The organism is Phenylobacterium sp. (assembly GCF_044358365.1).
Lineage (GTDB): Bacteria > Pseudomonadota > Alphaproteobacteria > Caulobacterales > Caulobacteraceae > Phenylobacterium.
On the sequence record NZ_JBIKNZ010000022.1, the window covers coordinates 22857 to 48265 of the forward strand.

The 25409-nt window shown below is 66.6% G+C and carries 25 protein-coding genes and 1 pseudogene; 19 read left to right on the top strand and 7 right to left on the bottom strand.

Going from position 1 to position 25409, the window contains the following annotated elements; translation table 11 throughout:
* Window positions 1–25 precede the first annotated feature (25 nt).
* Window positions 26–1201: an acyl-CoA dehydrogenase family protein gene (locus ACIQ3B_RS08310; RefSeq protein ID WP_397401481.1), complete on the bottom strand. Its 1176-nt coding sequence runs from the start codon at window positions 1199–1201 to the stop codon at window positions 26–28.
* 75 nt (window positions 1202–1276) lie between these two features.
* On the opposite strand from ACIQ3B_RS08310, the gene ACIQ3B_RS08315 reads away from it, so the two are divergent.
* From ACIQ3B_RS08315 to ACIQ3B_RS08370, 12 genes and pseudogenes are all read left to right on the top strand, one after another.
* Window positions 1277–2158 carry a hypothetical protein gene (locus tag ACIQ3B_RS08315; RefSeq protein WP_397401483.1) on the top strand — a complete coding sequence of 294 codons (882 nt, stop codon included), beginning with the start codon at window positions 1277–1279 and terminating at the stop codon, window positions 2156–2158.
* Window positions 2159–2301: 143 nt separating this feature from the next.
* Window positions 2302–2793 (top strand): annotated as a pseudogene (locus ACIQ3B_RS08320) (SLC5 family protein); the annotation flags it as partial.
* Between the two features lie 151 nt (window positions 2794–2944).
* On the top strand, window positions 2945–3667 hold the full coding sequence (locus tag ACIQ3B_RS08325) for a hypothetical protein (protein WP_397401485.1): 723 nt from the start codon (window positions 2945–2947) through the stop codon (window positions 3665–3667).
* Window positions 3668–5782, top strand: coding sequence for an alpha-galactosidase (locus tag ACIQ3B_RS08330; protein WP_397401487.1), 2115 nt, complete (start codon window positions 3668–3670; stop codon window positions 5780–5782). It abuts the gene before it with no gap.
* The gene (locus ACIQ3B_RS08335; RefSeq protein WP_397401489.1) at window positions 5779–7731 is read left to right on the top strand and encodes a beta-galactosidase; all 1953 of its coding nucleotides are present in this window, start codon (window positions 5779–5781) and stop codon (window positions 7729–7731) included. The genes ACIQ3B_RS08330 and ACIQ3B_RS08335 overlap by 4 nt, the downstream gene beginning before the upstream one ends.
* On the top strand, window positions 7731–8366 hold the full coding sequence (locus ACIQ3B_RS08340; protein ID WP_397401491.1) for a TetR/AcrR family transcriptional regulator: 636 nt from the start codon (window positions 7731–7733) through the stop codon (window positions 8364–8366). The genes ACIQ3B_RS08335 and ACIQ3B_RS08340 overlap by 1 nt, the downstream gene beginning before the upstream one ends.
* A gap of 59 nt (window positions 8367–8425) precedes the next feature.
* Complete coding sequence (locus ACIQ3B_RS08345; protein WP_397401493.1) at window positions 8426–9388, top strand: phytanoyl-CoA dioxygenase family protein; 963 nt, start codon at window positions 8426–8428, stop codon at window positions 9386–9388.
* A gap of 22 nt (window positions 9389–9410) precedes the next feature.
* Window positions 9411–10376 (top strand): aldo/keto reductase, encoded by a 966-nt coding sequence (locus tag ACIQ3B_RS08350; RefSeq protein ID WP_397401495.1) that lies wholly within the window; start codon window positions 9411–9413, stop codon window positions 10374–10376.
* Between the two features lie 92 nt (window positions 10377–10468).
* A complete protein-coding gene (locus tag ACIQ3B_RS08355) occupies window positions 10469–12193 on the top strand; it encodes an IlvD/Edd family dehydratase (RefSeq protein WP_397401497.1) in 1725 nt (574 codons plus the stop codon).
* On the top strand, window positions 12193–12942 hold the full coding sequence (locus ACIQ3B_RS08360; protein ID WP_397401499.1) for an SDR family NAD(P)-dependent oxidoreductase: 750 nt from the start codon (window positions 12193–12195) through the stop codon (window positions 12940–12942). The genes ACIQ3B_RS08355 and ACIQ3B_RS08360 overlap by 1 nt, the downstream gene beginning before the upstream one ends.
* The gene (locus tag ACIQ3B_RS08365) at window positions 12939–13853 is read left to right on the top strand and encodes a 2-dehydro-3-deoxygalactonokinase (RefSeq protein WP_397401501.1); all 915 of its coding nucleotides are present in this window, start codon (window positions 12939–12941) and stop codon (window positions 13851–13853) included. The genes ACIQ3B_RS08360 and ACIQ3B_RS08365 overlap by 4 nt, the downstream gene beginning before the upstream one ends.
* Window positions 13850–14467, top strand: coding sequence for a 2-dehydro-3-deoxy-6-phosphogalactonate aldolase (locus ACIQ3B_RS08370; RefSeq protein WP_397401503.1), 618 nt, complete (start codon window positions 13850–13852; stop codon window positions 14465–14467). The genes ACIQ3B_RS08365 and ACIQ3B_RS08370 overlap by 4 nt, the downstream gene beginning before the upstream one ends.
* A gap of 7 nt (window positions 14468–14474) precedes the next feature.
* Here the strand turns inward: ACIQ3B_RS08370 and ACIQ3B_RS08375 are convergent, their stop codons facing one another.
* Both ACIQ3B_RS08375 and ACIQ3B_RS08380 read right to left on the bottom strand, forming a co-directional pair.
* Window positions 14475–15554, bottom strand: coding sequence for an acyl-CoA dehydrogenase family protein (locus ACIQ3B_RS08375; protein WP_397401505.1), 1080 nt, complete (start codon window positions 15552–15554; stop codon window positions 14475–14477).
* 9 nt (window positions 15555–15563) lie between these two features.
* Window positions 15564–16742 (bottom strand): acyl-CoA dehydrogenase family protein, encoded by a 1179-nt coding sequence (locus ACIQ3B_RS08380; RefSeq protein WP_397401507.1) that lies wholly within the window; start codon window positions 16740–16742, stop codon window positions 15564–15566.
* A gap of 102 nt (window positions 16743–16844) precedes the next feature.
* Between ACIQ3B_RS08380 and thrB the strand changes: the two genes are divergently transcribed.
* From thrB to ACIQ3B_RS08395, 3 genes are all read left to right on the top strand, one after another.
* The gene (gene thrB, locus ACIQ3B_RS08385) at window positions 16845–17810 is read left to right on the top strand and encodes a homoserine kinase (RefSeq protein ID WP_397401508.1); all 966 of its coding nucleotides are present in this window, start codon (window positions 16845–16847) and stop codon (window positions 17808–17810) included.
* Window positions 17807–18259, top strand: a complete 453-nt coding sequence (rnhA, locus tag ACIQ3B_RS08390) for a ribonuclease HI (RefSeq protein ID WP_397401510.1) — start codon at window positions 17807–17809, stop codon at window positions 18257–18259. Before thrB ends, rnhA begins: the two co-directional genes overlap by 4 nt.
* 74 nt (window positions 18260–18333) lie before the next feature.
* Window positions 18334–18780 carry a MarR family winged helix-turn-helix transcriptional regulator gene (locus ACIQ3B_RS08395; protein WP_397401511.1) on the top strand — a complete coding sequence of 149 codons (447 nt, stop codon included), beginning with the start codon at window positions 18334–18336 and terminating at the stop codon, window positions 18778–18780.
* Between the two features lie 9 nt (window positions 18781–18789).
* Here the strand turns inward: ACIQ3B_RS08395 and ACIQ3B_RS08400 are convergent, their stop codons facing one another.
* The 4 genes from ACIQ3B_RS08400 to ACIQ3B_RS08415 all read right to left on the bottom strand — a co-directional run bounded on the left by ACIQ3B_RS08400 (window position 18790) and on the right by ACIQ3B_RS08415 (window position 22372).
* Window positions 18790–19179: a hypothetical protein gene (locus tag ACIQ3B_RS08400; protein WP_397401513.1), complete on the bottom strand. Its 390-nt coding sequence runs from the start codon at window positions 19177–19179 to the stop codon at window positions 18790–18792.
* A 105-nt stretch (window positions 19180–19284) separates the two neighbouring features.
* Window positions 19285–19737 (bottom strand): hypothetical protein, encoded by a 453-nt coding sequence (locus tag ACIQ3B_RS08405; protein WP_397401515.1) that lies wholly within the window; start codon window positions 19735–19737, stop codon window positions 19285–19287.
* A gap of 8 nt (window positions 19738–19745) precedes the next feature.
* Window positions 19746–21155 carry a M20/M25/M40 family metallo-hydrolase gene (locus ACIQ3B_RS08410; RefSeq protein WP_397401516.1) on the bottom strand — a complete coding sequence of 470 codons (1410 nt, stop codon included), beginning with the start codon at window positions 21153–21155 and terminating at the stop codon, window positions 19746–19748.
* Between the two features lie 62 nt (window positions 21156–21217).
* The gene (locus ACIQ3B_RS08415; RefSeq protein WP_397401517.1) at window positions 21218–22372 is read right to left on the bottom strand and encodes a serine hydrolase domain-containing protein; all 1155 of its coding nucleotides are present in this window, start codon (window positions 22370–22372) and stop codon (window positions 21218–21220) included.
* Between the two features lie 137 nt (window positions 22373–22509).
* Between ACIQ3B_RS08415 and ACIQ3B_RS08420 the strand changes: the two genes are divergently transcribed.
* Genes ACIQ3B_RS08420 through ACIQ3B_RS08435 form a run of 4 tightly spaced genes read left to right on the top strand, consistent with a single transcriptional unit; the run spans window position 22510 to window position 25296 of the window.
* The gene (locus ACIQ3B_RS08420) at window positions 22510–23580 is read left to right on the top strand and encodes an MBL fold metallo-hydrolase (protein ID WP_397401518.1); all 1071 of its coding nucleotides are present in this window, start codon (window positions 22510–22512) and stop codon (window positions 23578–23580) included.
* Between the two features lie 33 nt (window positions 23581–23613).
* Entirely contained in the window at window positions 23614–24579 is a 966-nt protein-coding gene (locus ACIQ3B_RS08425; protein WP_397401519.1) for an oxidoreductase, read from the top strand.
* A 7-nt stretch (window positions 24580–24586) separates the two neighbouring features.
* Window positions 24587–25081 carry a GNAT family N-acetyltransferase gene (locus ACIQ3B_RS08430; protein WP_397401521.1) on the top strand — a complete coding sequence of 165 codons (495 nt, stop codon included), beginning with the start codon at window positions 24587–24589 and terminating at the stop codon, window positions 25079–25081.
* Entirely contained in the window at window positions 25078–25296 is a 219-nt protein-coding gene (locus tag ACIQ3B_RS08435; RefSeq protein WP_397401520.1) for a hypothetical protein, read from the top strand. The genes ACIQ3B_RS08430 and ACIQ3B_RS08435 overlap by 4 nt, the downstream gene beginning before the upstream one ends.
* Window positions 25297–25409 lie beyond the last annotated feature (113 nt).

A 25409-nucleotide genomic window follows, 5' to 3' on the forward strand; every position in this document is an offset into this window, starting at 1 on the left:
CAGCATGCCCGGCTTACGCCGGACCTCACAGCTTCAGCACGTGCTTGGCGATGATGTTGCGTTGCACTTCATCGGATCCGCCGGCGATGCTGGCGGCGCGGGCTTCCAGGTAGCGGGTCACTTCGGGTTGGGCCCAGTCGGGACCGATGGTCTGGCGCTGTCCCGCTGTCTCCGGGAACCAGGGCGCGGCGTAGGGGCCGGCGCACTCCACGAAGAACTCCGTCACACGCTGGACGATGTCGGTGCCCTTCAGTTTCAGCATCGACGACTGGGCGCCCGGCGCGCCGCCGGCTTCCACTTCGGACAGCGTGCGAAGTTCCGTCATCGCCAGCGCCTGAAGCTCCACCTCGGCCCAGCCCAGCCGGGCGGCGAAACCCGCGTCGTCCATGAGGCTGCCGCCGTCCGACCCCGGCAGTCCGCTGGCCGCCAGCCGGATCCGCGCCAGCATATCGAGGGACAGCGAGACAAAGGCCTGACCGGTCCGCTCATGGGTCAGCAGCCCCTTGGCGACCGTCCAGCCCTCGCCCTCGCGCCCGATGCGATTCCCGGCCGGCACGCGCACGCCATCAAACGTCACGCCGTTGAACATATGCCGCCCGTCTATCGAGATGATCGGTCGTACCGTCACGCCCGGCGCATGCATGTCGAGGAGCAGGAAGGTGATCCCGTCCTGCCGCTTGGGCTCGTCCGAGGTACGGGTCAGGCAAAACATCATGTCGGCGCGATGTGCGCCGCTGGTCCACACCTTTTCACCGTCCACGACATAGTGGTCGCCTGTCAGCACCGCCCGGGTGCGGAGCGAGGCCAGGTCAGACCCGGCCCCGGGCTCGGAGTAGCCCTGGCACCAGCGCACCCGGTCATGCAGGATGTCCGGCAGGAAGCGGGCCTGCTGTTCCGGCGTGCCGTAGGCGAACAGGATTGGCGCCAGCATCCCGGGGCCCATGCCGCCCACCGGGGTCGGCAGGCCGGCGGCCATCATCTCGCGCTCCCAGATGAAGCTCTGGGTCGGTGTCCAGCCGGGGCCGCCGAACGCGACAGGCCATTTGTTGACGGCCCAGCCGCGATCCAGCAACGCCCTGTGCCAGCGTTGTTCGTGCGCCCGGCTCCGGTCGAATGTCTCGCCATTGGGAAAGGCGCTGGCGGCCAGGGCGCGGACCTCGTCGCGGAACGCGATTTCAGCTTCCGAAAGGCTCAGGTCCATGGACAGCGTTCCGCAGGTTATTATAGTCGAAGTCAATAAGAGCGTTCCCAAAGGCCGGTCAAGGGAGAGACCTCAGTGACGACAGACACCTTCGTGTGCGAGGATCGCGACGGGATTCTGGCGGGGCCCGTGCGCCGTCCGGTCAACTTCTCGCGGGACGCCAAGGGTTCGATCCACGACGATGCGACCGCGCAGAAGCTGGGCTTTCGCGGCGGCACTGTGGCCGGGAACATCCACTTCGAGCAGTACACGCCCCTGCTGCTGGAGCGCTTCGGCTCGGACTGGCGTCGGCGCGGCGGGCTTTCCCTGCACTTCGTCAACGCCACGACGGACGGTGAGCCGGTTCAGGTTTTCGCAGGCCCGGTTGAAGAGCTCGGGGCCGACTTGCGTCGTGCGAACGTCTGGATGGAGACGCCGGAGGGTTTGCGGGTCAACGAAGGCACCGCCTGGGTCGGGGGCGACGATCCCAATTCGACCCTGCGTCTGAAGGTCGCCGCGCAGCGTCCGGCGGTGGATCTCAGAATTCTGCGAAGCTCGAAGGTGGGCGATCTGGTGAGCGATGTTCCAAGCCGGCTGGACAGCGAGAGATGGCTGGCGCGGATCGATCACCTTACCGAGATCATGCCGGAGTACCGCGACGCCAGTGTCTTCGGGGAACGGGTGGCCGCGCCCGCGACCGCGATCGACGCGCTGCGCGCTGTGGAGGGACCGCTCTACGCGTGCGTAAAGGACTTCGTCGGCATGTTCGGCGCGATCGAGCTGCAGTACGTCGACGGGCCGATCTACCTCGATCACGACTATCTGGCGGACGCCACGGTGATTGCCGTCGGTGAATCTCCCAAGACCGAAGTCACGTGGTACGAGGCGACGCTGCGTGACGCGGCGGACAAGCGGGTAGTGGCCCGCATGCTGATGATGAGCCGGGTCCTGAAGGCCTCGTCGCCACTCTGGACGTAACGGCAGGTCTGTCGGTGGCGGTCGGGCGCTCCTAGAGTGCGTCGAGGCGGGGGCGGAAGATGACATCGGACACAATCCAGTGGGGCGTTTTCGCCGGCCTGACCCTGGTCATGGCCCTGGCGACCTGGTGGCAGGTGAACCGGATGGGCGGGCGCTCCTCCGACAGCAACAGCGAGTACTTCCTGGCGGGACGCAACCTGACCTGGCCGTTCGTCGCCGGCTCGATCACTCTCACCAATCTCTCCACCGACCAGTTGGTGGGCATGAACGGCAACCAGATGCTGCTGCTGGCATGGTGGGAGCTCTCGGCGGTGGCCGGGCTGGTGATGCTGGCGTTCGTCTTCCTGCCGATCTACTACCGCAACAACTGCACAACCACGACCGAGCTTCTGGAGCGGAAATATGGTTCGAAGCACTTGAGAGCGACGGTCTCGGTGCTGTTCCTGCTGGGCAATGTGTTCATCTATCTGCCGATCATGGCCTATACCGGCGCGCTTTTCCTGAAGACCATGTTCGTCTCCAGTCCCCCATTGCTGGTGATGGCCGGCGGCATCGCGGTCGTGGGCGCAGCCTATACGATCCTGGGCGGCCTGCGCGCCGTGGCGGTCTATGACACCCTTTCAGGCGTGGGCGTGCTGGGCATGGCGGCGGCGGTGACCATCCTGGCGATGGCGGCGATCGGTTTCGACTTCTCGGGCATTCCAACGGAGCGACTGTCGATGATCGGGGGGGCCCGACAGTCCGATCCCCTGGCCGACGCTGCTGACGGGCATGATCTTCATCCAGATGTTCTACTGGTCCACCAACCAGACCATCACCCAGCGGGCCATGGCCTCGCCCAGCCTGCGCGAGGGGCAGAAGGGCGTGATGGCGGCGGTGGTGATCCGCATCCTGTTCGTGCCGGCGATCGTGGTGATCCCGGGGGTCTGCGCCTACAAGCTGTTCGGCGATATCGGCGACGCCACCTATGGCCGGATTGTCGCCGAGGTGATGCCGAGCTGGCTGTCCGGGGCCTTCGCCGCCTTCATGGCCGCCGCCGTGCTGACCAGCTACACCTCGGTGCTGAATTCGTCTGTGACCCTCTACGTCTGCGACCTGCATGAGAGCTTCATCGCCGCCAAGCCGGATGTGAAGCGTCTGAACACCATCATCTCCCTGGTCTTCATGGTGTTGTCGATCATGCTGGTGCCCGTCTATTCCGGCGCGGCCTCGATCATCAATCTGGTGCAACAGCTGAACGGCCTCCTCTCGATGCCGATCCTGTCGGCCTTCATCCTGGGGCTGGCCTTCCGCAATGTGGATGCACGCGCGGCGATGACGGCCGTGGTGTTCGGCGTGGCGCTCTATGCCGTGTTCACCTTCGTCTGGACGCCCATCCACTACATCCACCTGATGCTGGTGACGCTGATCGCCTGCCTTGGCGTGGGGTTGTCCGTGAACCGCTGGCTGTTCGGACGCCGGGCCACACTGGGTTTGAGCTTCGGCAACCAGACTGCGGCGGCGCCCTGAATGTCTGATGTGCTGAGACTCGACGGCGGCGGCGACACCCTGCTGGTGGGGGTGCGCGAGGGACGGCCGTCCATCGACTACTGGGGTCCGGCCTTGCCCAACGGGTCCGTCGCGGACCCGCGGCTTATCGAGCGCGCCGTGTCCCACGGCATGCTGGATCATGGTGAAGTCTTCAGCCTGTTTCCGGAGAGCGGCTGGGGCTTTACCGCCACCCCGGCGCTGCAGGTTAGCCGTCCGGACGGCCGGTTCATCACCCAGATGACCTCTCAGGGAGTGCGGCAGTTTGCAGGCGGTATCGAACTGGCGCTGGCGGACAACCGCGCCGGGGTCGAGGTGACGATCCGGATCGATATGGACGCCGCCACCGGCGTGGTCGGCTTCAGGACTGTCCTGCGCAATGCCGACCCGGAGCCCTTGCGGGTCGACTGGATCAGTCCTGTCGCCCTGTCGGCGCCGGACGGCGACATTCTGGGCTTCGGCGGGCGATGGGCCCGGGAGTTCTCCAGCCATCGCTTCAGACTCGCCTCGGGTCTATGGGCCTCGGAAGCCCGAACGGGCCGCACCTCACACCATGCGCCGCCGTTTCTGGTGGCGGGCGAGGCCGGCTTCGACGAGCATGACGGCGAGGTCCTGGGTTTGCATCTGGCCTGGAGCGGCGACCACCGCATGTTGGTCGAGCGGTTGCGCGACGGGCGCATACAGGTTCAGGCGGGCGAACTGTTTTGGCCTGGCGAGATCATTCTCGGGACAAATGAAACCCACCAGACCCCGACCCTCTATGCCGCGCGAGCATCCGACGGCCTGAACGGCCTCAGCGCGCGGCTGCATCCGTTTGTCCGGGACCAGATCCTGAGCGGACGCCTCCGAAAGAAGCCGCGGCCGGTACACTTCAACACCTGGGAAGCGGTCTACTTCCGCCACGACCTCGCTGAACTGAAGGCGCTCGCCGACCGTGCGGCCGAAGCCGGCGCAGAACGGTTCGTCCTGGACGATGGCTGGTTCCGGGGCCGCAATGACGACACCGCAGCGCTTGGCGACTGGACGCCGGATTCGGCCAAATACCCCGACGACCTGACACCCCTGATCGACCATGTTCGCGGCCTGGGCCTGGAATTCGGTCTCTGGGTCGAGCCTGAGATGGCGAACGCCGACTCCGACCTGCTGCGCGCCCATCCGGACTGGATCCTGGGCGAGCCGGGCCGCGTCCAGCCGCTGGGACGCGGTCAGTACGTGCTGGACCTCACGCGGCCCGAGGTGAGCGAGAACCTCTTCGCCCAGCTGGACACCCTTCTGGCGGCCAACGCCATCGGCTATCTGAAGTGGGACATGAACCGTGACCTGACCCACTCGGCCAGTGGCGGACGTCCGGCCAGCCATGCCCAGACCCTGGCGGTCTACGCCCTGATCGATCGGCTGCGCGCGGCCCATCCCGGCGTGGAGATCGAAAGCTGCGCCTCGGGCGGCGGGCGGGCCGACTACGAGATCCTGCGCCGGACCGACCGGATCTGGACCTCGGACTGCAACGATCCGATCGAGCGGCAATCCATCCAGCAGGCCTTCTCGATCTTCTTCCCGCCTGAGGTGATGGGCGCCCATGTCGGGCCGGCGGATAGCCACACCACGGCGCGGACCGCCACCCTGGACCTGCGCGCGATGACCGTTCTGTTCGGCCACATGGGCATTGAGGCCGATGTCCGGGCGTTCTCCCCCGAGGAGTTCGAGGCGTTGAGAGCCGCGATCGACCAGCACAAGCGTTTGCGACCCCTGCTGCACTCCGGCCGCCTCGTCCGCCAGACCCCCGCGGATCCTGGTGCGATCGCCTTCGCCGTCGTCGGCGAGGGCGAGGCATTGGCAAGTCTCGCCCAGATCGAGACCCCGCGAATCGGGGCCGCAGCGCCTTTCCGGGTTGTCGGCCTGGAGGCTGACGTGACCTACGAGGTGCGCCTGATCAATCCGCCCCGCCGGCCACGCGCCTCGATGAAACAGATTCCGGCGCTTGTCCGTGGCGAGACGCTTCAGGCCACCGGTCAGTGGATCGGGCAGATGGGCCTGCCCATGCCGATCCTGCGCGCGGGCGAGATCGCTGTCTTTCACCTGACCCGGAACCCCGCATGAAGCTTGGCGTCTGTTACTATCCGGAACAATGGCCGGAGGACCTCTGGGCGGATGACGCGCGCCGGATGGCGGAGCTCGGCATCACCTGGGTCCGCATCGCCGAATTCGCGTGGAGCCGGATCGAGCCGGAGCCCGGCCGGTTCGACTGGGCCTGGCTGGACCGTGCGGTCGAGACCCTGGCGGCGGCAGGCTTGAAGATCATCATGTGCACGCCCACCGCCACGCCGCCCAAGTGGCTGGTGGACAAGCACCCTGACATGCTGGCCGTGGACGCCGAGGGCAGGCCACGCGGCTTCGGGTCGCGCCGCCACTACTGTTTTTCCAGCCAGGCCTACCGCGTCGAATGCGCCCGGATCACCGAGGCCGTGGCGGGCCGCTACGGGCGCCATCCCGCAGTCGGCGCCTGGCAGACCGACAACGAGTTCGGCTGTCACGACACCACAATCAGCTACTCGCTGAACGCGGCCCGGGCCTTCCGCATCTGGCTGGCCCAGCGCTACCAGTCGGTCGATGCGCTGAACCGCGCCTGGGGCGCGGTCTTCTGGTCCCAGGAATATCGGGATTTCGATGAGGTCCAGCCCCCCAACCTGACCGTCACCGAGGCCAACCCCAGCCACTGCCTGGACTACAACCGCTTCGCCTCCAACGAGGTGGCCAGCTTCAACCGGCTTCAGGTCGACGTTATCCGGCGGCTGTCGCCCGGCCGCGACGTCACCCACAACTTCATGGGCTTCTATACCGAGTTCGATCATTTCGCGGTCGGGCGCGATCTGGATCTGGCGACATGGGATTCCTATCCCCTGGGGTTCCTGGAGCAGTTCTGGTTCCCGGATGACGAAAAGCTGCGGTATCTGCGACAGGGGCACCCCGACATTTCGGCCTTCCATCACGATCTCTACCGTGGTGTCGGTCGCGGACGTTGGGGGGTCATGGAGCAGCAGCCCGGGCCGGTAAACTGGGCCCGCTACAATCCGGCCCCGCTGCCCGGAGCGGTGCGGTCGTGGTCCTGGGAGGCGTTTGCGCATGGCGCCGAGCTGGTCTCCTATTTCCGCTGGCGCCAGGCGCCCTTCGCCCAGGAGCAGATGCACGCCGGTCTCAATCGTCCGGACAATGTACTGGACCAGGGCGGCCATGAGGCTGCGGCGGTCGCGCGGGAAGTCGAGGCTCTGGGCCAGCTTGCGGCCTGCGCTCAGGCCCGTGTCGCCTTGATCTTCAGCTACGAGGCCGACTGGCAGTTCGGGATCCAGCCGCATGCCCGGGGATTCCGGTGGCTGCAGCTGGCGTTCGAGTTCTATTCGGCGCTGCGTCAGCTGGGCCTCGATGTGGATATCGTGCCGCCCGACGCGGACTTCACCGGCTATGCATTGGTGGTGGCGCCCTCGCTGCCGATCCTGGATCCAGCCACCGTTGCGGCGTTGACGGCTTCGGGCGCGGTCGTACTGTTTGGCCCCCGAACCGGTTCACGGACCCGAGATGGCCACATCTCTCCGAACCTGCCGCCCGGACCACTGCAAGCGCGCATGCCCCTGCGGGTGGTGCGTGTCGAAAGCCTTCGGACAGGGGCGGAACCCGCCATTGCACTGGATGGACAAAACGTTTCGGTTTCGGGCCGGCTCTGGCGTGAGATTGTCGAGACAGACCTGGCGGCGCTTGCGACCTTCGTGGACGGCGGCCCCGCCTGGATGGCTCAGTCGGGATGGCACTATCTGGCGACCTGGCCCGATGCCGATCTGCTGGGTGCGGTGATGCGCCGGATCGTCATGGAAGCGGGATTGCCGACCACCGCGCTCCACGCGGATGTGCGACTTCGCCGTCGGGATGACTTGCAGTTCGCCTTCAACTTCGCGGCCGAACCACGTCCCACCCCGGCGCCTCTGGGCGCTGCCTATGTTCTGGGTGGCCCCGAACTGGCTGCGGCCGGTGTCGCCGCCTGGCGAGTAGGGTCGTGATGAACGCTGTCATTCCCCGCAAACGCACCCGATTGAGCCCCGAGGCGCGTCGGGAACAGATTCTCGACGAAGCGTCCCGCCTCGTGCTCGACGAAGGCCTGCATGCCGTCAGCATGGAACGGCTGGCCCGCGATGTGGGGATCAGCAAGGGGCTGGTCTACAACTACTTCCCCACCCGCGACGCCCTGCTGGCCGAACTGCTGCGTCGCGAGCAGACGGAACTGCGCGACCGGGGGATGGCCGAGGCGCTCGCCGCCGGCAGCTTTGCCGATATGATCCGCCAGACCACCCGGCTTTACCTGGAACAGACCCGTGATCGCGGCGCCCTGATCGCCGCTTTGCTGTCCGATCCGTCGGTCGCCCGACTGATGGAGGACGACAACCGCGCCGACCGCGAACGAACCTTCCGCTACTGCGTGCAGGCGACCCGGCGCGAGTATGACTTGCCACTGCCGCTGGCCATTGCGGCGGTGGACATGCTGATGGCGATTACGGGTCGGGCGGGAAGGCAGGTCGCCGAGAGCCAGATGGATGTCGGCCCGGCGACGGAGATCTGTCTGGAACTGATTCTGGGCGCACTGGGCGGCTTGAGCCGGGATCGGGAGATCAAGGCGCCTGCGATCGGCGACTGGTAGTTATCGACGGATGGTATAATAAGAAGCTGGCTTCGGACAGCTGCGCGGGAGGAAACAAGGTGGATCAAGCGATTGCGCCAGACGAGGCGCGCGACGCCTGGATGAACGATCCCGAGGTCGCGGCACTCCGGGCTCATCTCGAGGCGCACAACGGCATCAAGGGGCTGGATATCCTGATGCCGGGCGACACGAAACACGCTGTCGATCTGTTTCGCCGGGATGGCTGCGTCGTCATCGCCAATGTTCTGAACGACGAGCAGACGGAAATCCTGCGCAACGGCTGCAACGCGGTGGTGGACGAGGTCCTGGCCCTCGACAATGACCGCAAGGGCAATCGCGGCTCACATCGCTATTCCTTCGGCGGATCGAGCCTGACGCGCAGCCAGCTGCATCGGCCTGAATGGCAGATGCTGCTGGACATCCCGGCGGTCACCGAGATCGTCACGGCGATCTTCCAGTCCCCGGACTACACCCTGCGTGCAGCCAGCGGCGACTTCTGCCTGCCCGGCGCGATCGAGTATCAGCCGCTGCACTCCGACGTGCGCGACTGGCGCGACGCCGCCACAACGCCCTTCAGCGCCTTTCATGACCCCCGCCGGCAGCTGACGATCCGCGACCTGCCGTGCCCCTACGTCTGTGTGAATTTTCTGCCGCAGGACGTGACGCCGCTCAACGGCCCGACACGACAGATCCCCGGCACCCAGCATTCGCGCACCCCGATCCCGACCCTGGCTGACGAGCCGGAATGGATGCGGTTGAGCACCGTCTGCCCGGCGCCGGCCGGCGCCATCATGGTCCGCGACGTGCGCGCCTGGCACGGCGGCACGCCGAACATCGCCGACGCCGTGCGCTCGATCCCCAATCTGGAATTCTATGCGCCCTGGTTCCGGGAACCCATCGTGCCGGGAATCACCTACGCCGATGCGCGCAAGCTCTCCGATCAAGCCCGGCGGCTCGTCCGATACTGTGTGGCGGACTCCAGCGAGACCCTGGTGACCGGCCCGACCCTGCGCGCGCCATGAACCGATCCTCCGGGGAGCCACAATGAAGTACCGTCAGCTCGGTCGATCCGCCCTGAAGGTCAGCGAGCTCTGCCTGGGGACGATGAATTTCGGCCCGCGGACCTCCGAGCCGGACAGCTTCGCGATCCTGGATGCAGCGGTCGAGGCGGGCGTCAACTTCGTCGACACCGCCAACCAGTACGGCGGTCGCCTGGGGGTCGGAACCACCGAAACGCTTCTGGGCAAATGGCTCGCCGAAGACCGCGCCCGTCGCGACCGGATTGTGCTCGCCACCAAGGTCCATGAGCCGATGTCCGACGACATCAACGATCGGGGCCTGTCCGCGCGGCACATCCAGATGGCGTGCGACGCCAGCCTGAAACGCCTCGGCGTCGACCACATCGACCTCTACCAGATGCACCACATCGACCGCACTGCGCCCATGGAAGAGATCTGGCAGGCGATGGATCGGCTGATCGCTCAGGGCAAGATCACCTATGTGGGCTCCAGCAACTTCCCGGGTTGGGCGATCGCCCGGGCCAATGAGAAGGCGGTCGCGCGGGGGCGGCTGGGGCTGGTCTCGGAGCAAAGCCTCTATCACCTGATCGAGCGGCGGCTGGAGCTGGAGGTTCTGCCGGCCTGCCAGGCCTATGGCGTGGGCGTCATCGTCTGGAGCCCACTGGCCGGCGGACTGCTGGCCGGGCCTCGCCAGGACGGCGGGCACCGTCGCGAGACCGAGGCTATGGCCAACGCCAGAGCCACCCGCGCGGCTCAACTGGAGGCGTTCCATTCGATCTGCACAGACATCGCAGAGGTGCCCGGCGTCGTCGCCCTGGCCTGGTTGCTGCACCAGCCCGGGGTGACATCGGCGATCATCGGCCCAGCCGCCCTTGACCAGCTCCGATCCGTTCTGAAGGCCCCGCAGGTGGTCCTGGAGCCTTCGGTCCTCGAAAGGCTGGACCGGGTTTTCCCGCCGAGCGGTCCTGCGCCGGAAGCCTATGCCTGGTGACGCATACTCGCAGGGATGAAATCGGAAACTGAGCGTCGCCGACGCGGGGCAGCCGATGTAAGACAGCGCCATCGCCTTTCAGGAATCCCCACATGGCTGACAAGCCCGCCCGCAGTCAGAAGAATTTCGGCAAGCTGGATCGCGACGGATTCATCCATCGCAGCTGGATCAAGGGCACGGGCCTGCCCGAGCATGTGTTCGACGGCCGCCCGATCATCGGCATCTGCAACACCTGGTCCGAGCTGGTCACCTGCCAGTTCCACCTGCGTGACCTGGCGGAGTTTGTGAAGCGCGGCGTCTGGGAGGCGGGCGGCGTACCCATCGAGTTCCCGGCCATGTCGCTGCCCGAGACCCAGATGCGGCCGACGGCCATGCTGTTCCGAAACCTGCTGGCCATGGAGGTGGAGGAGAGCATTCGCGCCAATCCCATCGACGGAGTGGTGCTGCTGGGCGGCTGCGACAAGACCACGCCTGGCCAGCTGATGGGCGCGGCCAGCGTAGATCTGCCCACCATGGTGCTGTCATCCGGCCCTATGCTGAACGGCAAGTTCCAGGGCCGCGACATTGGCTCTGGCACCGACGTGTGGCGTTTCTCCGAGGAGGTGCGCGCCGGAACCATGAGCCTGGCGGATTTCATGGGCGCCGAGGCCGGCATGAGCCGCAGTCATGGCACCTGCAACACCATGGGCACAGCCTCAACCATGGCTAGCCTGATCGAAGCGCTGGGCGTCAGCCTGCCTACCAACGCTGCCCTGCCGGGCGTGGATGCGCGGCGCAAGGCCCTGGCCCACTTGACCGGCATGCGCGCCGTGGAGCTGGTGAAGCAGGACGTCCGGCTCTCGCAGATCCTCACCCGCGAGGCGTTCGAGAACGCCATCCTGATGCATGCGGCCATCGGCGGTTCGACCAACGCCGTGGTTCACCTGCTGGCGCTGGCGGGCCGGGTCGGCGTGCCGCTCAGCCTGGAGGATTTTGACACCATCGCGCGCGACGTGCCGCTGCTGGTCAACCTGATGCCGTCGGGCAAATACCTGATGGAGGACTTCTGCTACGCGGGCGGTTGCCCCGCCGTGATGAACGAGATGGGCAACCTGTTCCGGCGGGACGCGATCACGGTCTCCGGCCACACCCAGGGCCAGATCGCCGACGCCGCCCAGGTCTGGAACCGCGACGTGATCAGCACGCGTGAGGCGCCGTTCGGGCCTTCCTCTGGCGTCTGGGTTCTGCGCGGCAACCTCTGCCCCGATGGCGCGATCCTGAAGCCCAGTGCAGCGACGCCGGAGCTCTTGACCCACCGGGGCCGCGCTGTGGTGTTCGAGAGCATCGAAGACTATCACGCCCGCATCGATGATCCCGATCTGGAGGTCGACGCCACCTCGATCCTGGTGCTCAAGGGTTGCGGACCCAAGGGCTATCCGGGCATGCCCGAGGTCGGCAACATGGCCCTGCCACCAAAACTGCTGCAGCAGGGGGTGCGCGACATGGTCCGCATCTCCGATGCCCGGATGAGCGGGACGGCCTACGGCACCGTCATCCTGCACGTGGCCCCCGAAACGGCCGCCGGTGGGCCGCTGGCACTGGTGCGCAATGGCGATGAGATCGTCTTCGACGGGCCGGCCCGGACACTCGATCTGCTGATCGATGACGCCGAGATGGCCCGGCGTCGCGCTGAATGGGAGGCTGTCCGCGAAGCTCCAACGCCTACGCGCGGCTGGTCCAGGCTATATGTGGACACCGTGCTGCAGGCTGACCGCGGGGTCGACCTGGACTTCCTGGTAGGCAAGACGACCACCGAAGTCACCCGCGAGTCTCACTGATGGCCTTCGCTGACTATCCCAGCCTCAGAGGGCGGGTGGTCTTCGTGACCGGCGGCGCCTCGGGGATTGGCGCCTCGTTCGTCGAACAGTTCCACGCCCAGGGCGCCAGGGTCGCCCTTGTGGACCACCAGGCCGACGCGGGTGAGGCGCTGGCCGCCGGCCTGCCCGGAAGCTGGTTCGCGCCCTGTGACGTCACCGATGGCGATGCCCTGAGAACTACGATCCTGGCGGCGGCCGATGCTCTGGGGCCGGTCACCGTCCTGATCAACAATGTCGCCGACGATACCCGCAGCAAAGCCGCCGAGACCTCCGCCGAGGCCTGGCGGGCCGGACTGGCCGTGAACCTCGATCCCGTGTTCGCTGCCGCGACGGCGGTCCAGCCGATGATGCGCCACGCCGGCGGGGGCTCGATCATCAATGTCAGTTCGATCAACGCCCTCTGGGGGCCGGCCGAGATGCCGGCCTATGTGGCGGCCAAGGGCGCCATCAACGCCCTGACCAAGAGCCTGGCGCGCGAGTGGGGCCCGGACCGGATCCGCGTCAACGCCCTGTCCCCCGGTTGGGTGGTGACGCCCCGCCAGCTGGAGCTGTGGCTGACCCCCGAGGCGGAGGCCGACTGGGCGCGGCAGGTGGCGTTGAAGGACCGGATCCAGCCTGAGGATATCGCGCGGGCGGCCCTGTTTCTGGCGGCTGACGACAGTCGCATGATGACCGGGCAGAATCTGGTCGTGGACGCAGGGCGCACATGATGGCCGCCGCGCTGCTGGCCTGCGACTGGGGCACCACCAACCTGCGGGCCTGGACGCTGGATGCGTCAGGCGCGGTGGTGGCCGGGCGTGAGTTTCCGTTCGGGGTCTCGAAACTGGCCCCCGGCGAGGCGCAGAGGCGGTTTGTGGACGATGTCCGCCCGGGGCTCGGCGCGGAAGCCCTGCCGGCCATCCTCTGTGGCATGGTCGGGTCGAACCTGGGCTGGAGGCTCGCGCCCTACGCCGACTGCCCGGTCAATCTGGCGGATCTGGCGATGCATCTGGTCCAGCCCTCCGGCGCGCCGGATGTGCGGATTATTCCCGGCGTTCGCTCCCTGGGCTTCAACGGCCAGGGCGACGTTATGCGCGGGGAGGAGACACAGCTGTTCGGCTGGCTCGCGGCCCACCCCGAGCGCGCCCGGGGTCGACACCTGGTCTGTCACCCCGGCACCCATGCCAAGTGGATGGTGGTCGAGGACGGCCGCCTGACCGCCTTTGTCACGGCCATGACCGGCGAGCTGTTCGCGGTGCTGGGTGCGCACAGCGTGCTCCGCAGTGATGTCCCGCCGGACGACCTCGACGCCTTCGATCAGGGGGTCGCGGCGGCGGGCGATGGCGGCGGGCTGGCCGCCCGCCTGTTCACGGCCCGCGCGCGCGTGGTGGGGCTGGGCGCATCGGCTGACAGCGCCTCCAGCTATCTCTCCGGCCTGCTGATCGGCGCAGATGTCGCCGCAACACCGGGGCTGCTGGGCGCCGGCGCCTTCGACTCCCTGGCACTGCTGGGCGATGCCCGTCTCTGCGGCCTCTACGACCGAGCGCTCAGGGCCAGAGGCCAAGTCGCAGAGACATTCGATGGTGAGGCGGCGGCCAAAGCCGGCCTTTTCGCCCTTCACAACATGGGGCAGCGCACATGACGCTCGACGGCGCTCTTATGGAATGCCCGGTCATTGCGATCCTGCGGGGGATCAAGCCGGACGAGGCCCTGGCCCACGTTCAGGCGATCCATGACGCGGGTATCCGTGTAGTCGAGGTTCCGCTGAACTCTCCGGATCCGCTGGAATCGATCGCCCGCCTCGCCAGGGCCTTCGGCGATCGAATGGTGGTGGGCGCGGGCACCGTCCTGACCGAGGCCCAGGTGGATGCGGTGCATGCGGCGGGCGGCAAGCTGATCGTCTCGCCGAACGTGGATGTGGGCGTGATCCGACGGACGGTCGCGCTCGGCCTGTGGTCCGCGCCTGGCTTCGCCACCGCCAGCGAGGCGTTCAGCGCGGTTCACGCTGGAGCACAGCATCTGAAACTGTTTCCGGCGACTACCTATGGACCCGGCCATTTGAAGCAGCTTCAGGCCGTTTTGCCGTCGGATGTTACCGTGGTGGCGGTGGGCGGTGTCGGCGCGACCAACATGAGCGAATGGCGCTTGGCGGGCGCGAAGGCCTTCGGCATCGGCGGCGAGCTCTATCGACCCGGCCAGAGCGTGATCGAAACCGCCGGGCGCGCTGCGAAGGTCGCCGCCGCCGCTGCCGCTTGATAGGTCATCAGCCCGACAACACCATCTGCGCCGCTTCCTCCCGCACCCGCTGTGGCCCTCCCAGCATCTGGCGATTGAAGCCGATTCGTTTGAACCAGTAGTGCAAGCCCACCAGGTCGGTGAATCCCATGCCGCCATGCACCTCGGTGGCTGTGCGCGCCACCATCGTGCCAACCTCGGCCAGATGCGCCTTGGCGTGACAGGCGGTAAGTGAGGCTTCGTCGGGCAGGGCGCCCAACGCGTGGCCGGCATACCAGACCAGCGCGCGGCACGGTTCCAGCCCCGCCGCCATCTCGGCGCACATGTGCTTCACCGCCTGGAATGATCCGATCGGGCGACCAAACTGCTTTCGATCTGCGGCATAGGCCACCGCACGGTCCAGCATCTCCTGCGCCGCACCCAGGGTGTCGGCGGCGTACATCACACGTCCAGCGTCGATCAGGTCGCGGATGAGCGCCGGGCTGGCGCCTTCCAGAGGCTCGGCGGCGACGCCGTCGAGGCGTAGCTCGCCGGTGGGCCGCGTCACGTCGATGGTGTTGAGGCGTGTCCGGGTCAGTCCCGCCGCATCGGCGGCGATCAGATGCAACCCGCCAAGCCGGTCAGCAATCACATAGATGTCGGCTTCATGGTCGATCACGAACAGGGCGCGGCCATGGAGGCGTCCGTCCCGGGCTTCGACGCCGGCATCCTCGCGGGCGCCGGCGTGTTCCGACAGGGCGACCCCCGCCGTGACCGTGCCCGCCGCCAGACGGGGCAGCCAGTGGTCGCGCTGGCCGGGGCTGCCCGCACGCTGGAGGGCCATCGGCGCCAGAACCGCCGCGCCGACAAAGGCCGTCGGCGCGACATGCCGGCCAAGCACCTCGGCCACAAGGGCAGCGTCTAGTAGCGTGAGGCCGCTGCCGCCATATTCCTCGGCGACAAGCAACCCGGTGACCCCCAGCTGGGCCAGGCCCGTGGCCAGATCGACTGCCCGGGCTTCGCCCCCGGCGGCAAACGCGCGCGCGCGCTCAAGCCCGCCCGCCTCGGCCAGGAACCGGTGAACGGTGTCCTGCAGCATGGCCTGTTCATCGGAGAGATCGAATTGCATGGGGCGGCCTCAGGTGCTGACGGTCTTGGGCTCGCGGGGCATTCCCAGCCCGCGCTCGGCGATGATGTTTTTCTGGATCTGCGAGGTGCCGCCGCCGATGATCAGCCCCAGGAAGAACATGTAGTCGCGCTGCCAGCTTCCCTGCGTCCGTAGCTGCGGCGAGCCTGTATAGAGCAGGCCGAACTCCCCCATCACATCGATGGCCAGCGCCTCGAGTTCATGCCGCAGTTCTGTGCCCTGAAGTTTGACCACCATGCCCGCCAGGCTGGCCGGGGTGTTGTTAACCGCCGCCGAAAGCAGGCGCAGATCGTTGCACCGCATGGCCAGCACTCGACCGTGGACCTGCATCAGCCGGTCGCGGAACATCGGGTCATCGATAGCCCGGCGGCCGTCCACCGTCTCCGTTTTCATCAGCTCGCTGAGTGTGTTCAGCCGCGACAGCATGGTGTTGGGGTCAGCCAGCGACCCGCGCTCATGCTTGAGGATCGCGTTGGCCACCTTCCAGCCTTCGCCGCGTCGCCCGACGATCTGGTGCTTCGGCACGCGTACGTCTGTGAAAAAGACCTCGTTGAAGTTGGCCACGCCGGTCATGTCCACCAGCGGCCGGACCTCGATCCCGGGCGTCTTCATGGAGAACAGCAGGAAACTGATCCCCTCATGTTTCGCTGCCTCCGGCTCGGTCCGCACCAGACAGAAAATCCAGTCAGCGAGGTGCGCCGTGCTCGTCCAGATTTTTTGGCCGCTTACGACCCAGTCGTCGCCGTCGAGCACCGCCTTGGTGCGCAGGCTGGCCAGATCGCTGCCGGCGTCAGGCTCAGAGTATCCCTGGCACCACAGCAGATCACCACTGAGGGTCGGACCGATGAACTGCCGCTTCTGATCTTCCGATCCCATCTCCAGCAGAGTGGGGACCAGCATCGATATCCCCTGGCCGCCCATGCCGGGCGACGTCTGGGCGCGCGCGAACTCCTCGGCGATGATGCGCGACTTAAGGATGTCCGGCTCTGCGCCATAGCCACCGTAGCCACGAGGAATCGTCCTGGCCGCATAGCCGTGCGCGATGAGCAGCTTCTGCCATGCCTTGGCGTCGCCCTTGCCGGCACGGGGCGCGGCATCAGCATGTTCGCGCAGGAAGGCGACCACCTCGCTCCGGAAGGCTTCGTGCTCCTGACTGTAAGATAGATCCATGGGGTCTCCGATGCGTGCCTAGTCTGTGCGGAGCGGTGGCCCGGAGTCCAGCCTGCTTGACCAGACCCTTGACCGGCGCGGCGGCCTCGCCCATCGGAAACCATGGCGGTTTATACGGACATCACCGACGAGGATCTGGCGGGCCTGCTGGCCGATTACGATCTGGGCGCTGCCCTGTCGTTCAAGGGGATTGTCGAGGGGATCCAGAACTCCAACTTCCTGCTGGAGACCGAGACGGGGCGCTATTTCCTGACGGTCTACGAGCGTGGCGTCCAGGCCGAGGACCTGCCCTATTTCCTCGGGCTGACGCGCTGGCTGTCCGAGCACGGGTTTCCCTGCGCCACACCGATCGTCGACCGGCAGGACAGAATGCTCAAGACCATGCGCGGCAAGCCCTGCGCGCTGGTGTCCTATCTGCTGGGCCTTTCAGTGCGCCGGCCCGGCGTGGCCCACTGTCGCGAAGCCGGCGAGAGCCTGGCGGCGTTGCACCTGGCCGGCGCCGGCTTCCCCATGCACCGCGAAAATGATCTGGGACACGCGGTATGGGCTGGACTGTTCGCGCCGCTCAGGGACGCTGCGGAGGGACTGAAACCAGGTCTGGCCGCCACCATTGAGGCCGATCTGGCGCTGTTGGCCGCGCGCTGGCCAGCGGATCTGCCGCAGGGCGTGATCCACGCGGACTATTTCCCGGACAATGTCTTCTTTCAGGGGGGCAAGTTCGCCGCAGCCTTCGACTTCTATTTCGCCTGCAATGATGCGCTGGCCTATGACGTAGCGGTGGCGCTGAACGCCTGGTGTTTCGAGCCGGACGGCAGCTTCAACATCACCTCTGCGCGGGCGCTGCTGAGCGGCTATGAAAGCCGCCGGCCCCTGAGCGACGCAGAGCGCAGGGCGCTGCCGATCCTGGCGCATGGGGCGGCGATGCGGTTCTTCCTGACGCGATTGTACGACTGGGGCACGACGCCCGCTGGCGCCCTGGTGCGGCCCAAGGACCCGCTGGAATATGAACGCAAGCTGGCGGTGCACCGGTCGTCTCCGGATCTGGTGCTGTTCGGGAACGGCGCATGACCCCGGGCGTGGTGATCTACACTGACGGCGCCTGTTCGGGGAATCCAGGGCCGGGCGGTTGGGGCGCCATCCTCATGTTTGGCGAAAAAACGAAGGAAATTTGCGGCGGTGAGCCCGACACCACCAACAATCGCATGGAGCTGATGGCCGCCATCCAGGCGCTGGAAACCCTGACCCGCCCCTGCCAGGTCGAGCTGCATACCGACAGCCAGTATGTCATGAAGGGTATCTCGGAGTGGATCCACAACTGGAAGCGCCGGGGTTGGCGAACGGCGGACAACAAGCCAGTGAAGAACGACGACCTCTGGCGGCGTCTTGACGAAGCGCGGTCGCGTCACAATGTGCAGTGGCGCTGGGTCAAGGGCCACGCCGGCCACGAGCACAATGAGCGTGCTGACGCGCTGGCGGGGCAGGGTCTGAAGGACGCCCTTGAGGTCGTGTCGCGCTAAACATTCGACATTGAATTATTTCGTTCGATGACGAATTATCAGGTGTCCCAAGCAGAGGATTCGGCGGAGGGCGCATGGCGGCGGTTATTGAGGACCATCCCGAGGTCCAGGTATTTGACGAGATCAGCCTGATCGAGCACGGCGTGCGGATGTCGATCACCCGCAGCTTGCCGGTGGGCCTGACCTACCCGCAGTATGAAGTGCTGAACCTGATCGCCCGACGTCGCGAGGATCTGACGCCTGCGATGATCTCCACAGCCCTGAAGATGACGCCCGGCGCCATCACCAACACCCTGCAGCGGCTTGAAGCCACGCAACTGATCTCTGTGGAGGCCTGCGAAACAGATCGCCGCAAGAAGCGTGTCCGGTTGACCGCCGGCGGACGTGAGGCCTACGCCCGCTCAATGGCAGCGATCCGGCCCAAGGTGGAAAAGCTGCGGGAGGGCTTCACCCAGAAGGAGTTCCGCGAGGCCCTGCCGTTCCTGCGGGCGCTGCGGGTCTGGATGAACGAACTGTCCTGAGCGGACCGATCAGGCCGTTTCGGGCCCGGCGTAGGCCAGATAGCCCCGCTCCACCATTCGGCGCAGTCCATCATAGACCCCGGCCAGTTCCTCATAGGCTTTGCGGAGTTCGGCCAGCGCCGTGATCTGGCCGGGCGTGGGATAGGGTTCAGCCTCGGCCAATGCCAGCCCCGCCGCCACCCAGCGCGTCCGCGCCAGCGCGGTCGCCGAGGCCAGGCTCTGAAGTTGGGCAGTATCCACGCTGGACAGCGTGGCGTTCAGCACCTTGCGGTTGGCGGAATAGGCTGTGTAGTCGATCTGTTCCAGATGCCCGCGCAGCTGGCGCTGGAGCTTCGGATCGACGTTGTCGTCCGGCTCGAAGTGATCGCTTGCGTGCCTCGCGGCGATGATCCGGCTCATCGGCGGTCTCGTTCCTCGGCGACCCTGACAGGGCCAGGAAAAGCAAGGATGCCGCAAAATGAATAACAAACCTTTCGGGTGGAAGGTCCGGCCGACTGCCGCACCCTACAGACCCCTCACCTTCGCCAGGTTTGTCTTCGGAATCGCCGCAGAGAAGGCGCCGCCCGTCTTGGCCTTCTCTGACGCCATGTTGGCCCAGGCGACGGCAAAGCCATAAGGCGTGATGGCGTCCGGATCACCGACCGAGAGCGTCCAGGCACGCCCGGTCAGGGCCTTGGCGAGCATAGCCCGCAGGTCGAGGTCGTCGGTCGGCGGGTCAGCCGGAGGTTTCAGCAGGGTCTGAAGGATCAGGGCGTCGGGTCGCGGGGCCACAACCGAGAGGGCCTCGCCCGCCGCTACATCCTTCAATGCCGCCGCAAACCCGCTCAGCGCCGTCCGGGCCCGGGTGGTGCGGCGATCCCCGCCGGCCACGCCATGAACCTCCGTGCCAGCGCGAACGAACGCCCAGCCACCGTTGAGGTGGGCCACGTCATGGGCCGCCGCGATCCAGATGCGCATGGGCCGGATCAATCCTTCCGGGAGGCGTAGATCTTCACCAGCCGATAGCTGAATTCCCGCGCATCAAAGAGCGACTTCACGCCGATGCGCTCGTTCAGGCCATGGATGTGGCCCTGATCCGGCTCATAGGCGATGCCCGAGACGCCATAGGTGGGAATGCCGCCGGCGATCAGCGCCTTGCCGTCGGTGCCGGCGGCCAGCAGGAACGGGATCACCGGTACTCCCGGCCACATGGATTGCGAGACCTGGCGGATCGGTCCCATCACCCGTGATGTGAGCGGGGGGCCAGCGTCGGCTGCCCCCGGACGCCCCTGGGCCGTCGAGACTGACACCGCCGGATTGTCGATCACCTTGATCAGGGCGTCTCGTACCTCTTCGCCGGATACGCCGGGGAAGATCCGGCAGTTGATGGTGGCGTTGGCGCGTTGGGGCAGGGCGTTCGGCGCATGGCCGGCCTGAAGCAGGGTGGCCACGCAGGTAGTGCCCAGCATGGCGTTGACGCTGGGGTCCCTGCGCAGGATCGTCGCGGCCCAGGCGTCGGCCGGGTTTGCCACGATGGCGGTCATGGCGGCTCCCGCCTCACCACCGGAGATCGCCGCCATCTGGGTGAAGTAGCTGCGGGTCGTCTCGTTCAGCATCACCGGGAAGCTGTAGGCCGAGATCCGGTCGATGGCGCGGGCCAGGTGATAGATGGCGTTGTCCGGCACCGGACGCGAGGAGTGTCCGCCGGGGTTGGTGACCTCAAGCTTGTACGACGTGCTGGACTTCTCGCCGGCCAGCACGGTGTGCGCCACCGGCTTGCCGGACCCGTCAAGATTGACGCCGGCGCCCTCGTTCAGTGCGAAAGCCGCGTCGATCAGATCGCGCTTGTTGGCGACCAGCCAGGCCGCGCCATTCACATGCCCGCCGCCTTCCTCGCCGCAGGTGAGCGCCAGCTTGATGGGGCGGCGACCCTTGAAGCCTTCCTGACGGAACCGGATCAGCAGGTCGGTGAAGATCGCGGCCTGCGCCTTGTCGTCCGAGGATCCACGCGCATAGAAGTAGCCGCCCTCCTCGACGAGCGTGAAGGGATCCCTCGTCCAGTCTTCCCCTGTCGCCTCCACAACGTCGATGTGGGCCAGCAGCAGGATCGCCTTCGCCTTGGGATCCTTGCCCGGATAGACCGCGACGAGGCCGCCGTCCTTGGGCCGGCCGGGCGGGGTGAATACAGTCAGGTCACTGTCAGGGAAACCCGCCGTCTTCAGGCGTGCAGCCATCCGCTGGGCGGCCAAGGTGCAGTCGCCGGCCGAGAAGGTGGTGTTGGTCTCGACCAGCTCCTTGTAGAGGCTGCGGAATGCGGCTTCGCCCGGCTGCGGGGTCTGGGCCGCGGCGGGCGCGGCGATGGCGAGCGCGACGAGCGTGGCGGCAAGTTTCTGCATCTGATGTTTCCCCCTGGTGCGGGGTTATTCCACTTCGGCCCGGACGAACACAAGCGGCGCGCTCAACCTGCCATTACGGCGGCCGCCAGATCGCGGGAAGTCTGGCCGCTCATGCCTTCGGTGGAGGTGTTGGTCATCAGAACGAAAGTGGTCTCGCTGGCCGGGTCGACGAACCAGCTGTGGCCATAGACACCTGCCCAGGTCCAGGCCCCGGCGGGCAGGTGCGAGGCGGTAGGTTCCGGGTCCAGCATTACCGCGCCGCCAAAGCCGAAACCCCAGCCGGGGCCGCTGGTGACGATGGCGTGGGTTCCGGTCTGGTTGGTCATCATGTCCTGGGCGGTTTCCGCCGAGACCACTGCGCCGCCGCCGGTGCGGATCGCCTCCAGGAAGGCCAGCATGTCGGGCGCCGAACAGGCCATACCTGCGCCGCCGGAGGGAAATGACGCCGGGTCGAAAATCCGGTCCGGGGCGAACTGGATGCCCGAAAGTTCGGCGAAGGGCACGGTGTGACTGGTCCCCATCTTCACCGGCGGCGCGCCATCGGCATAGGCTGTCGCCAGCCTCCCGCGGTCTGTGACAGAGAAGCCGGTATCGGCCATGCCGACCTTGCTGGTGACGCGTTCGGCCACCACCTCGGGCAGGGTGCGACTGGTGGCGGCCTCCATCACGGCCCCCATCACATCCATGCCGACCGAATAGAGCCAGGCGGCGCCGGGCGGGAACATCAGGCCGGCGCTGCTGATCCGCCGGAGTTCCTCAGGGAAGCCCAGGCCGGGCTGGTCCATGCCGTCGGAGACGCCAAGCTTCAGATAGGGGCCGTCCGCTGGCTGCATGAAGCCGTAGGAAAGACCCGCCGTGTGCGTCAGAAGGTGGCGCAGTGTGATCGTCGGGACCTGTCCCTGGAATGCGGGCTGAAAATCCGGCAGCCAACGGATCACCGGATCATCCAGACCGATCACCTCGCTTTCCACCAGGCTGAGGGCGGCGGCGGTGACAATGGGCTTGGTCAGCGACGAGGCTCGGAAGATGGTGTCCAGCGTCATCGCCCGACCGGCCTCTCGGTCGGCCTGGCCGGCGGCGCGGGCGTAGGCCAAAGCGCCGCCGCGGGCCACCAGCGCCACAGCGCCGACGATCTTGGTTGCGGCAAGCGCGGCGTCCAGGATCGGGTCGAGGCGGGCCGCCAGCATCGCATTTATCCGGCGTTCCAGGGTGGCCATGACCGTCTCCTCCAGTATTTTTCTTCGCCGTCATAGAGCTTGCGACGCGGCGTTAATCAACTGCGCGCGCATTGGCGTTTGCCCTTATCTGCGTCGAAGTCCGATAATGGGGGTCGAAAACAGGGGAGCCCAGGGCTTTGCGGGACGGGATTGAAGAGGCGGCGGCGTGGGAAAGCCACAGGCCGAAACTGACCTATCCGCTGGAGGCGTCGCCCGGGACAGGCGAGGCGGTGGATATCGCGCCGGGCGTTAAGTGGATGCGGATGCCGCTGGGCGGAGCGCTGGCGTTCATCAACGTCTGGGCGATCGCCGAGGGCGACGGCTGGGCCATCGTCGACACCGGCATTGGCGGGGTCGAGACCCGCAACGGCTGGCGCGCCGTGCTGAAGGGCCCGCTGGAGGGCAAGCCGGTGACGCGGGTGTTTGTCACGCACATGCATCCCGACCACATCGGCATGTCGGGTTATCTGACGCGCAAGTTCGACGCTGCCCTCTGGATCACCCGGCTGGAGTACATCACCTGCCGGTCCCTCGCGGCGGACACAGGACGTGAGGCGCCGGAGGATGCCCTGCGCTTTTTCCAGGGGGCCGGTTGGGACGAGGACGCGCTTGAGAACTATCGGGCCCGGTTCGGCGGGTTCGGCCGGGGATTGCACGCCCTGCCGGACAGCTTCCGCCGTCTGAGCGACGACGACGAGATCCGGATAGGCGATCATGTCTGGCGCGTGGTGGTTGGCTCCGGCCACAGCCCGGAGCATGCCTGCCTCTATTGCCCGGACCTGAAACTGATGATTTCGGGTGACCAGGTGCTGCCGAAGATTTCCTCCAATGTGTCGGTATTCCCGACCGAGCCCGATGGTGATCCGCTCACCGACTGGCTGACCTCCCTGGCGCGCATCAAGACCAGGGTGCCGGATGATGTCCTGGTTCTGCCGGCGCACAACGAGCCATTCCACGGCCTGCACGCGCGTATCGATCACCTGATCAGCGGCCATGAGCGGGGGCTGGAGCGCCTGGCCGCGCTGCTGTCAGAACCCCGGCGGGTGGTCGACGTCTTTTCGGTGCTGTTCCGGCGCAAGATCGATCAGAATCTGCTGGGGCTGGCGACGGGCGAGAGCCTGGCGCACCTCAACTGCCTGATCGCCCGCGGCCAGGCCGTGCGCGAGCGTGACGCCTCGGGCGTCGACTGGTACCGCGCGACCGCCTAAGACGCTCAGCCAGAGACTTGGGGAGACACCAGCATGACCGACCGCATCACCTCGCCCTTCGGAGCCAGGTCGACCGCCCGCGACGTCGTCAAAGGTCATGACCTATCGGGGCAGACCATGATCGTGACGGGCGGAGCATCCGGCCTGGGCGTGGAAACCGCCCGTGCCCTGGCCGAAGCCGGCGCCGACGTCACCATCGCCGTGCGCAATGCCGAGGCCGGTGCGATAGCGGCCGCAGACATCAACACGACGGCCGGCGGACGGGTATCGGTAGGCCTCCTGGATCTGTCGGACCTGCCCACTGTTGCCGCCTTCGCCAGCGCCTGGGGCGACAAACCGCTGAGCGCCCTGATCAACAATGCTGCCGTCATGGCCTGTCCGCAGACCTATACGGCCCAGGATCTGGAGATGCAGATCGGCACGAACCACTTCGGCCACTTTGTGCTGACGACCCTGCTGGCCCGGGCCCTGATGAACGGCTCCGAGGCCGATCGCGCCAGTCGCGTGGTGTCGCTGTCGTCCATCGGCCACCGTCGCAGTCCGGTGAATTTTGATGACCCGCACTATCGCAATCGGCCCTACGATAAGTGGGAGTCCTACGGTCAGGCCAAGACCGCCAACGCCCTGTTCGCGGTGGGCTTCAATCAGCGGTTCGCCGACCTGGGCGTCAACGCCAATTCGGTGATGCCGGGTGGCATCATGACGCCGTTGCAACGGCACCTGCCCCGGGAAGAGATGATCGCCATGGGCTGGATTGACGAGGCCGGCAAGATCAACGAGCGTTTCAAGTCCACCGAGCAAGGCGCCGCCACCAGCGTATGGGCGGCAGTGGGGCTGGAACTGGAAGAAGTAGGCGGGCTTTATCTGGAAAACTGCGCCCAGGCTCTGCCCTGGTCCCAGGAGAGCCCCTTCGAAGGGGTTATGCCCTATGCTGTTGATCCTGAGGCGGCCCACCGCCTTTGGGCCCTAAGCGAAGAGACCACGGGTGTCCGGCTTTGAGGCGGTGATGAGTACGGTTCAAAGCCCCGTGGTCGTCCGGGTTGCGACTATCGCCGACGTCCCGCTGATCCATCAGTTCATCCGCGAACTGGCAGAATACGAACGCCTGCTCCACGAGGTGGAGGCGAGCGAGGCCGATATCCGCCGCGATCTGTTCGGTGAGAACCCTCGCTGCTTCTGCGAGATCGCCGAGTACGAGGGCCAGCCCGTGGGCTTTGCCCTGTGGTTTTACAACTACTCCACCTTCCGGGGGCGCGCGGGCATCTATCTGGAAGACCTGTTCGTGCGCACGGAGGCGCGCGGCGTCGGGGCGGGCAAGGCCCTGCTGCGGCGGCTGGCGCAGCGCTGCATCGACGCCGATCTCGGGCGGCTGGAGTGGGCCGTGCTGAACTGGAATGCGCCCTCTATCGCCTTCTACGACAGCCTGGGCGCCTCGGCGAAAACCGAGTGGACGGTCCGCCGTCTTGACGGTGAGGCGCTGGAGACCCTGGCCGCGTCATGAGCATGCCTCCAAAAACCGTGCTCGAGGTTTCGGCGGAAGAGGTCGAGGCGATCCGTCAGGCCGTGCGCACGGCGGATGTTACGACGCTGGGCGATGGACGGGCGCGCGCAGACCTGACTCACGTTGAAGGGCTTGTGGCCTTGCTGTCGGACGAACGGGTTTCCGGACCGATCTATGACCTGCCCCGGCCCATCAATGCCGAAAGTGTTGTCTAATTGGTTTCACGGTTGCCTCAGGTTCGTTGTTGGACTGACCTTGGTCTATGGTTGTCTACGGGGTCATGGCCTGGCTGGGGAGCCTTGATGGCCGTGCCGCAAGATCGCGGTCA

Excerpts from the sequence above, each read along its gene's own strand:
- ACIQ3B_RS08310 (WP_397401481.1), bottom strand. The coding sequence starts at position 1,201 with ATGGACCTGAGCCTTTCGGAAGCTGAAATCGCGTTCCGCGACGAGGTC.
- ACIQ3B_RS08330 (WP_397401487.1), top strand. The coding sequence starts at position 3,668 with ATGTCTGATGTGCTGAGACTCGACGGCGGCGGCGACACCCTGCTGGTG.
- ACIQ3B_RS08395 (WP_397401511.1), top strand. The coding sequence starts at position 18,334 with ATGGCGGCGGTTATTGAGGACCATCCCGAGGTCCAGGTATTTGACGAG.
- ACIQ3B_RS08410 (WP_397401516.1), bottom strand. The coding sequence starts at position 21,155 with ATGCAGAAACTTGCCGCCACGCTCGTCGCGCTCGCCATCGCCGCGCCC.
- ACIQ3B_RS08435 (WP_397401520.1), top strand. The coding sequence starts at position 25,078 with ATGAGCATGCCTCCAAAAACCGTGCTCGAGGTTTCGGCGGAAGAGGTC.
- thrB (WP_397401508.1), top strand. The coding sequence starts at position 16,845 with ATGGCGGTTTATACGGACATCACCGACGAGGATCTGGCGGGCCTGCTG.
- ACIQ3B_RS08430 (WP_397401521.1), top strand. The coding sequence starts at position 24,587 with ATGAGTACGGTTCAAAGCCCCGTGGTCGTCCGGGTTGCGACTATCGCC.
- ACIQ3B_RS08365 (WP_397401501.1), top strand. The coding sequence starts at position 12,939 with ATGATGGCCGCCGCGCTGCTGGCCTGCGACTGGGGCACCACCAACCTG.
- ACIQ3B_RS08400 (WP_397401513.1), bottom strand. The coding sequence starts at position 19,179 with ATGAGCCGGATCATCGCCGCGAGGCACGCAAGCGATCACTTCGAGCCG.
- ACIQ3B_RS08360 (WP_397401499.1), top strand. The coding sequence starts at position 12,193 with ATGGCCTTCGCTGACTATCCCAGCCTCAGAGGGCGGGTGGTCTTCGTG.
- ACIQ3B_RS08425 (WP_397401519.1), top strand. The coding sequence starts at position 23,614 with ATGACCGACCGCATCACCTCGCCCTTCGGAGCCAGGTCGACCGCCCGC.
- ACIQ3B_RS08375 (WP_397401505.1), bottom strand. The coding sequence starts at position 15,554 with ATGCAATTCGATCTCTCCGATGAACAGGCCATGCTGCAGGACACCGTT.
- ACIQ3B_RS08355 (WP_397401497.1), top strand. The coding sequence starts at position 10,469 with ATGGCTGACAAGCCCGCCCGCAGTCAGAAGAATTTCGGCAAGCTGGAT.
- ACIQ3B_RS08350 (WP_397401495.1), top strand. The coding sequence starts at position 9,411 with ATGAAGTACCGTCAGCTCGGTCGATCCGCCCTGAAGGTCAGCGAGCTC.
- ACIQ3B_RS08325 (WP_397401485.1), top strand. The coding sequence starts at position 2,945 with ATGTTCTACTGGTCCACCAACCAGACCATCACCCAGCGGGCCATGGCC.
- ACIQ3B_RS08380 (WP_397401507.1), bottom strand. The coding sequence starts at position 16,742 with ATGGATCTATCTTACAGTCAGGAGCACGAAGCCTTCCGGAGCGAGGTG.
- rnhA (WP_397401510.1), top strand. The coding sequence starts at position 17,807 with ATGACCCCGGGCGTGGTGATCTACACTGACGGCGCCTGTTCGGGGAAT.
- ACIQ3B_RS08405 (WP_397401515.1), bottom strand. The coding sequence starts at position 19,737 with ATGCGCATCTGGATCGCGGCGGCCCATGACGTGGCCCACCTCAACGGT.
- ACIQ3B_RS08415 (WP_397401517.1), bottom strand. The coding sequence starts at position 22,372 with ATGGCCACCCTGGAACGCCGGATAAATGCGATGCTGGCGGCCCGCCTC.
- ACIQ3B_RS08340 (WP_397401491.1), top strand. The coding sequence starts at position 7,731 with ATGAACGCTGTCATTCCCCGCAAACGCACCCGATTGAGCCCCGAGGCG.
- ACIQ3B_RS08370 (WP_397401503.1), top strand. The coding sequence starts at position 13,850 with ATGACGCTCGACGGCGCTCTTATGGAATGCCCGGTCATTGCGATCCTG.
- ACIQ3B_RS08335 (WP_397401489.1), top strand. The coding sequence starts at position 5,779 with ATGAAGCTTGGCGTCTGTTACTATCCGGAACAATGGCCGGAGGACCTC.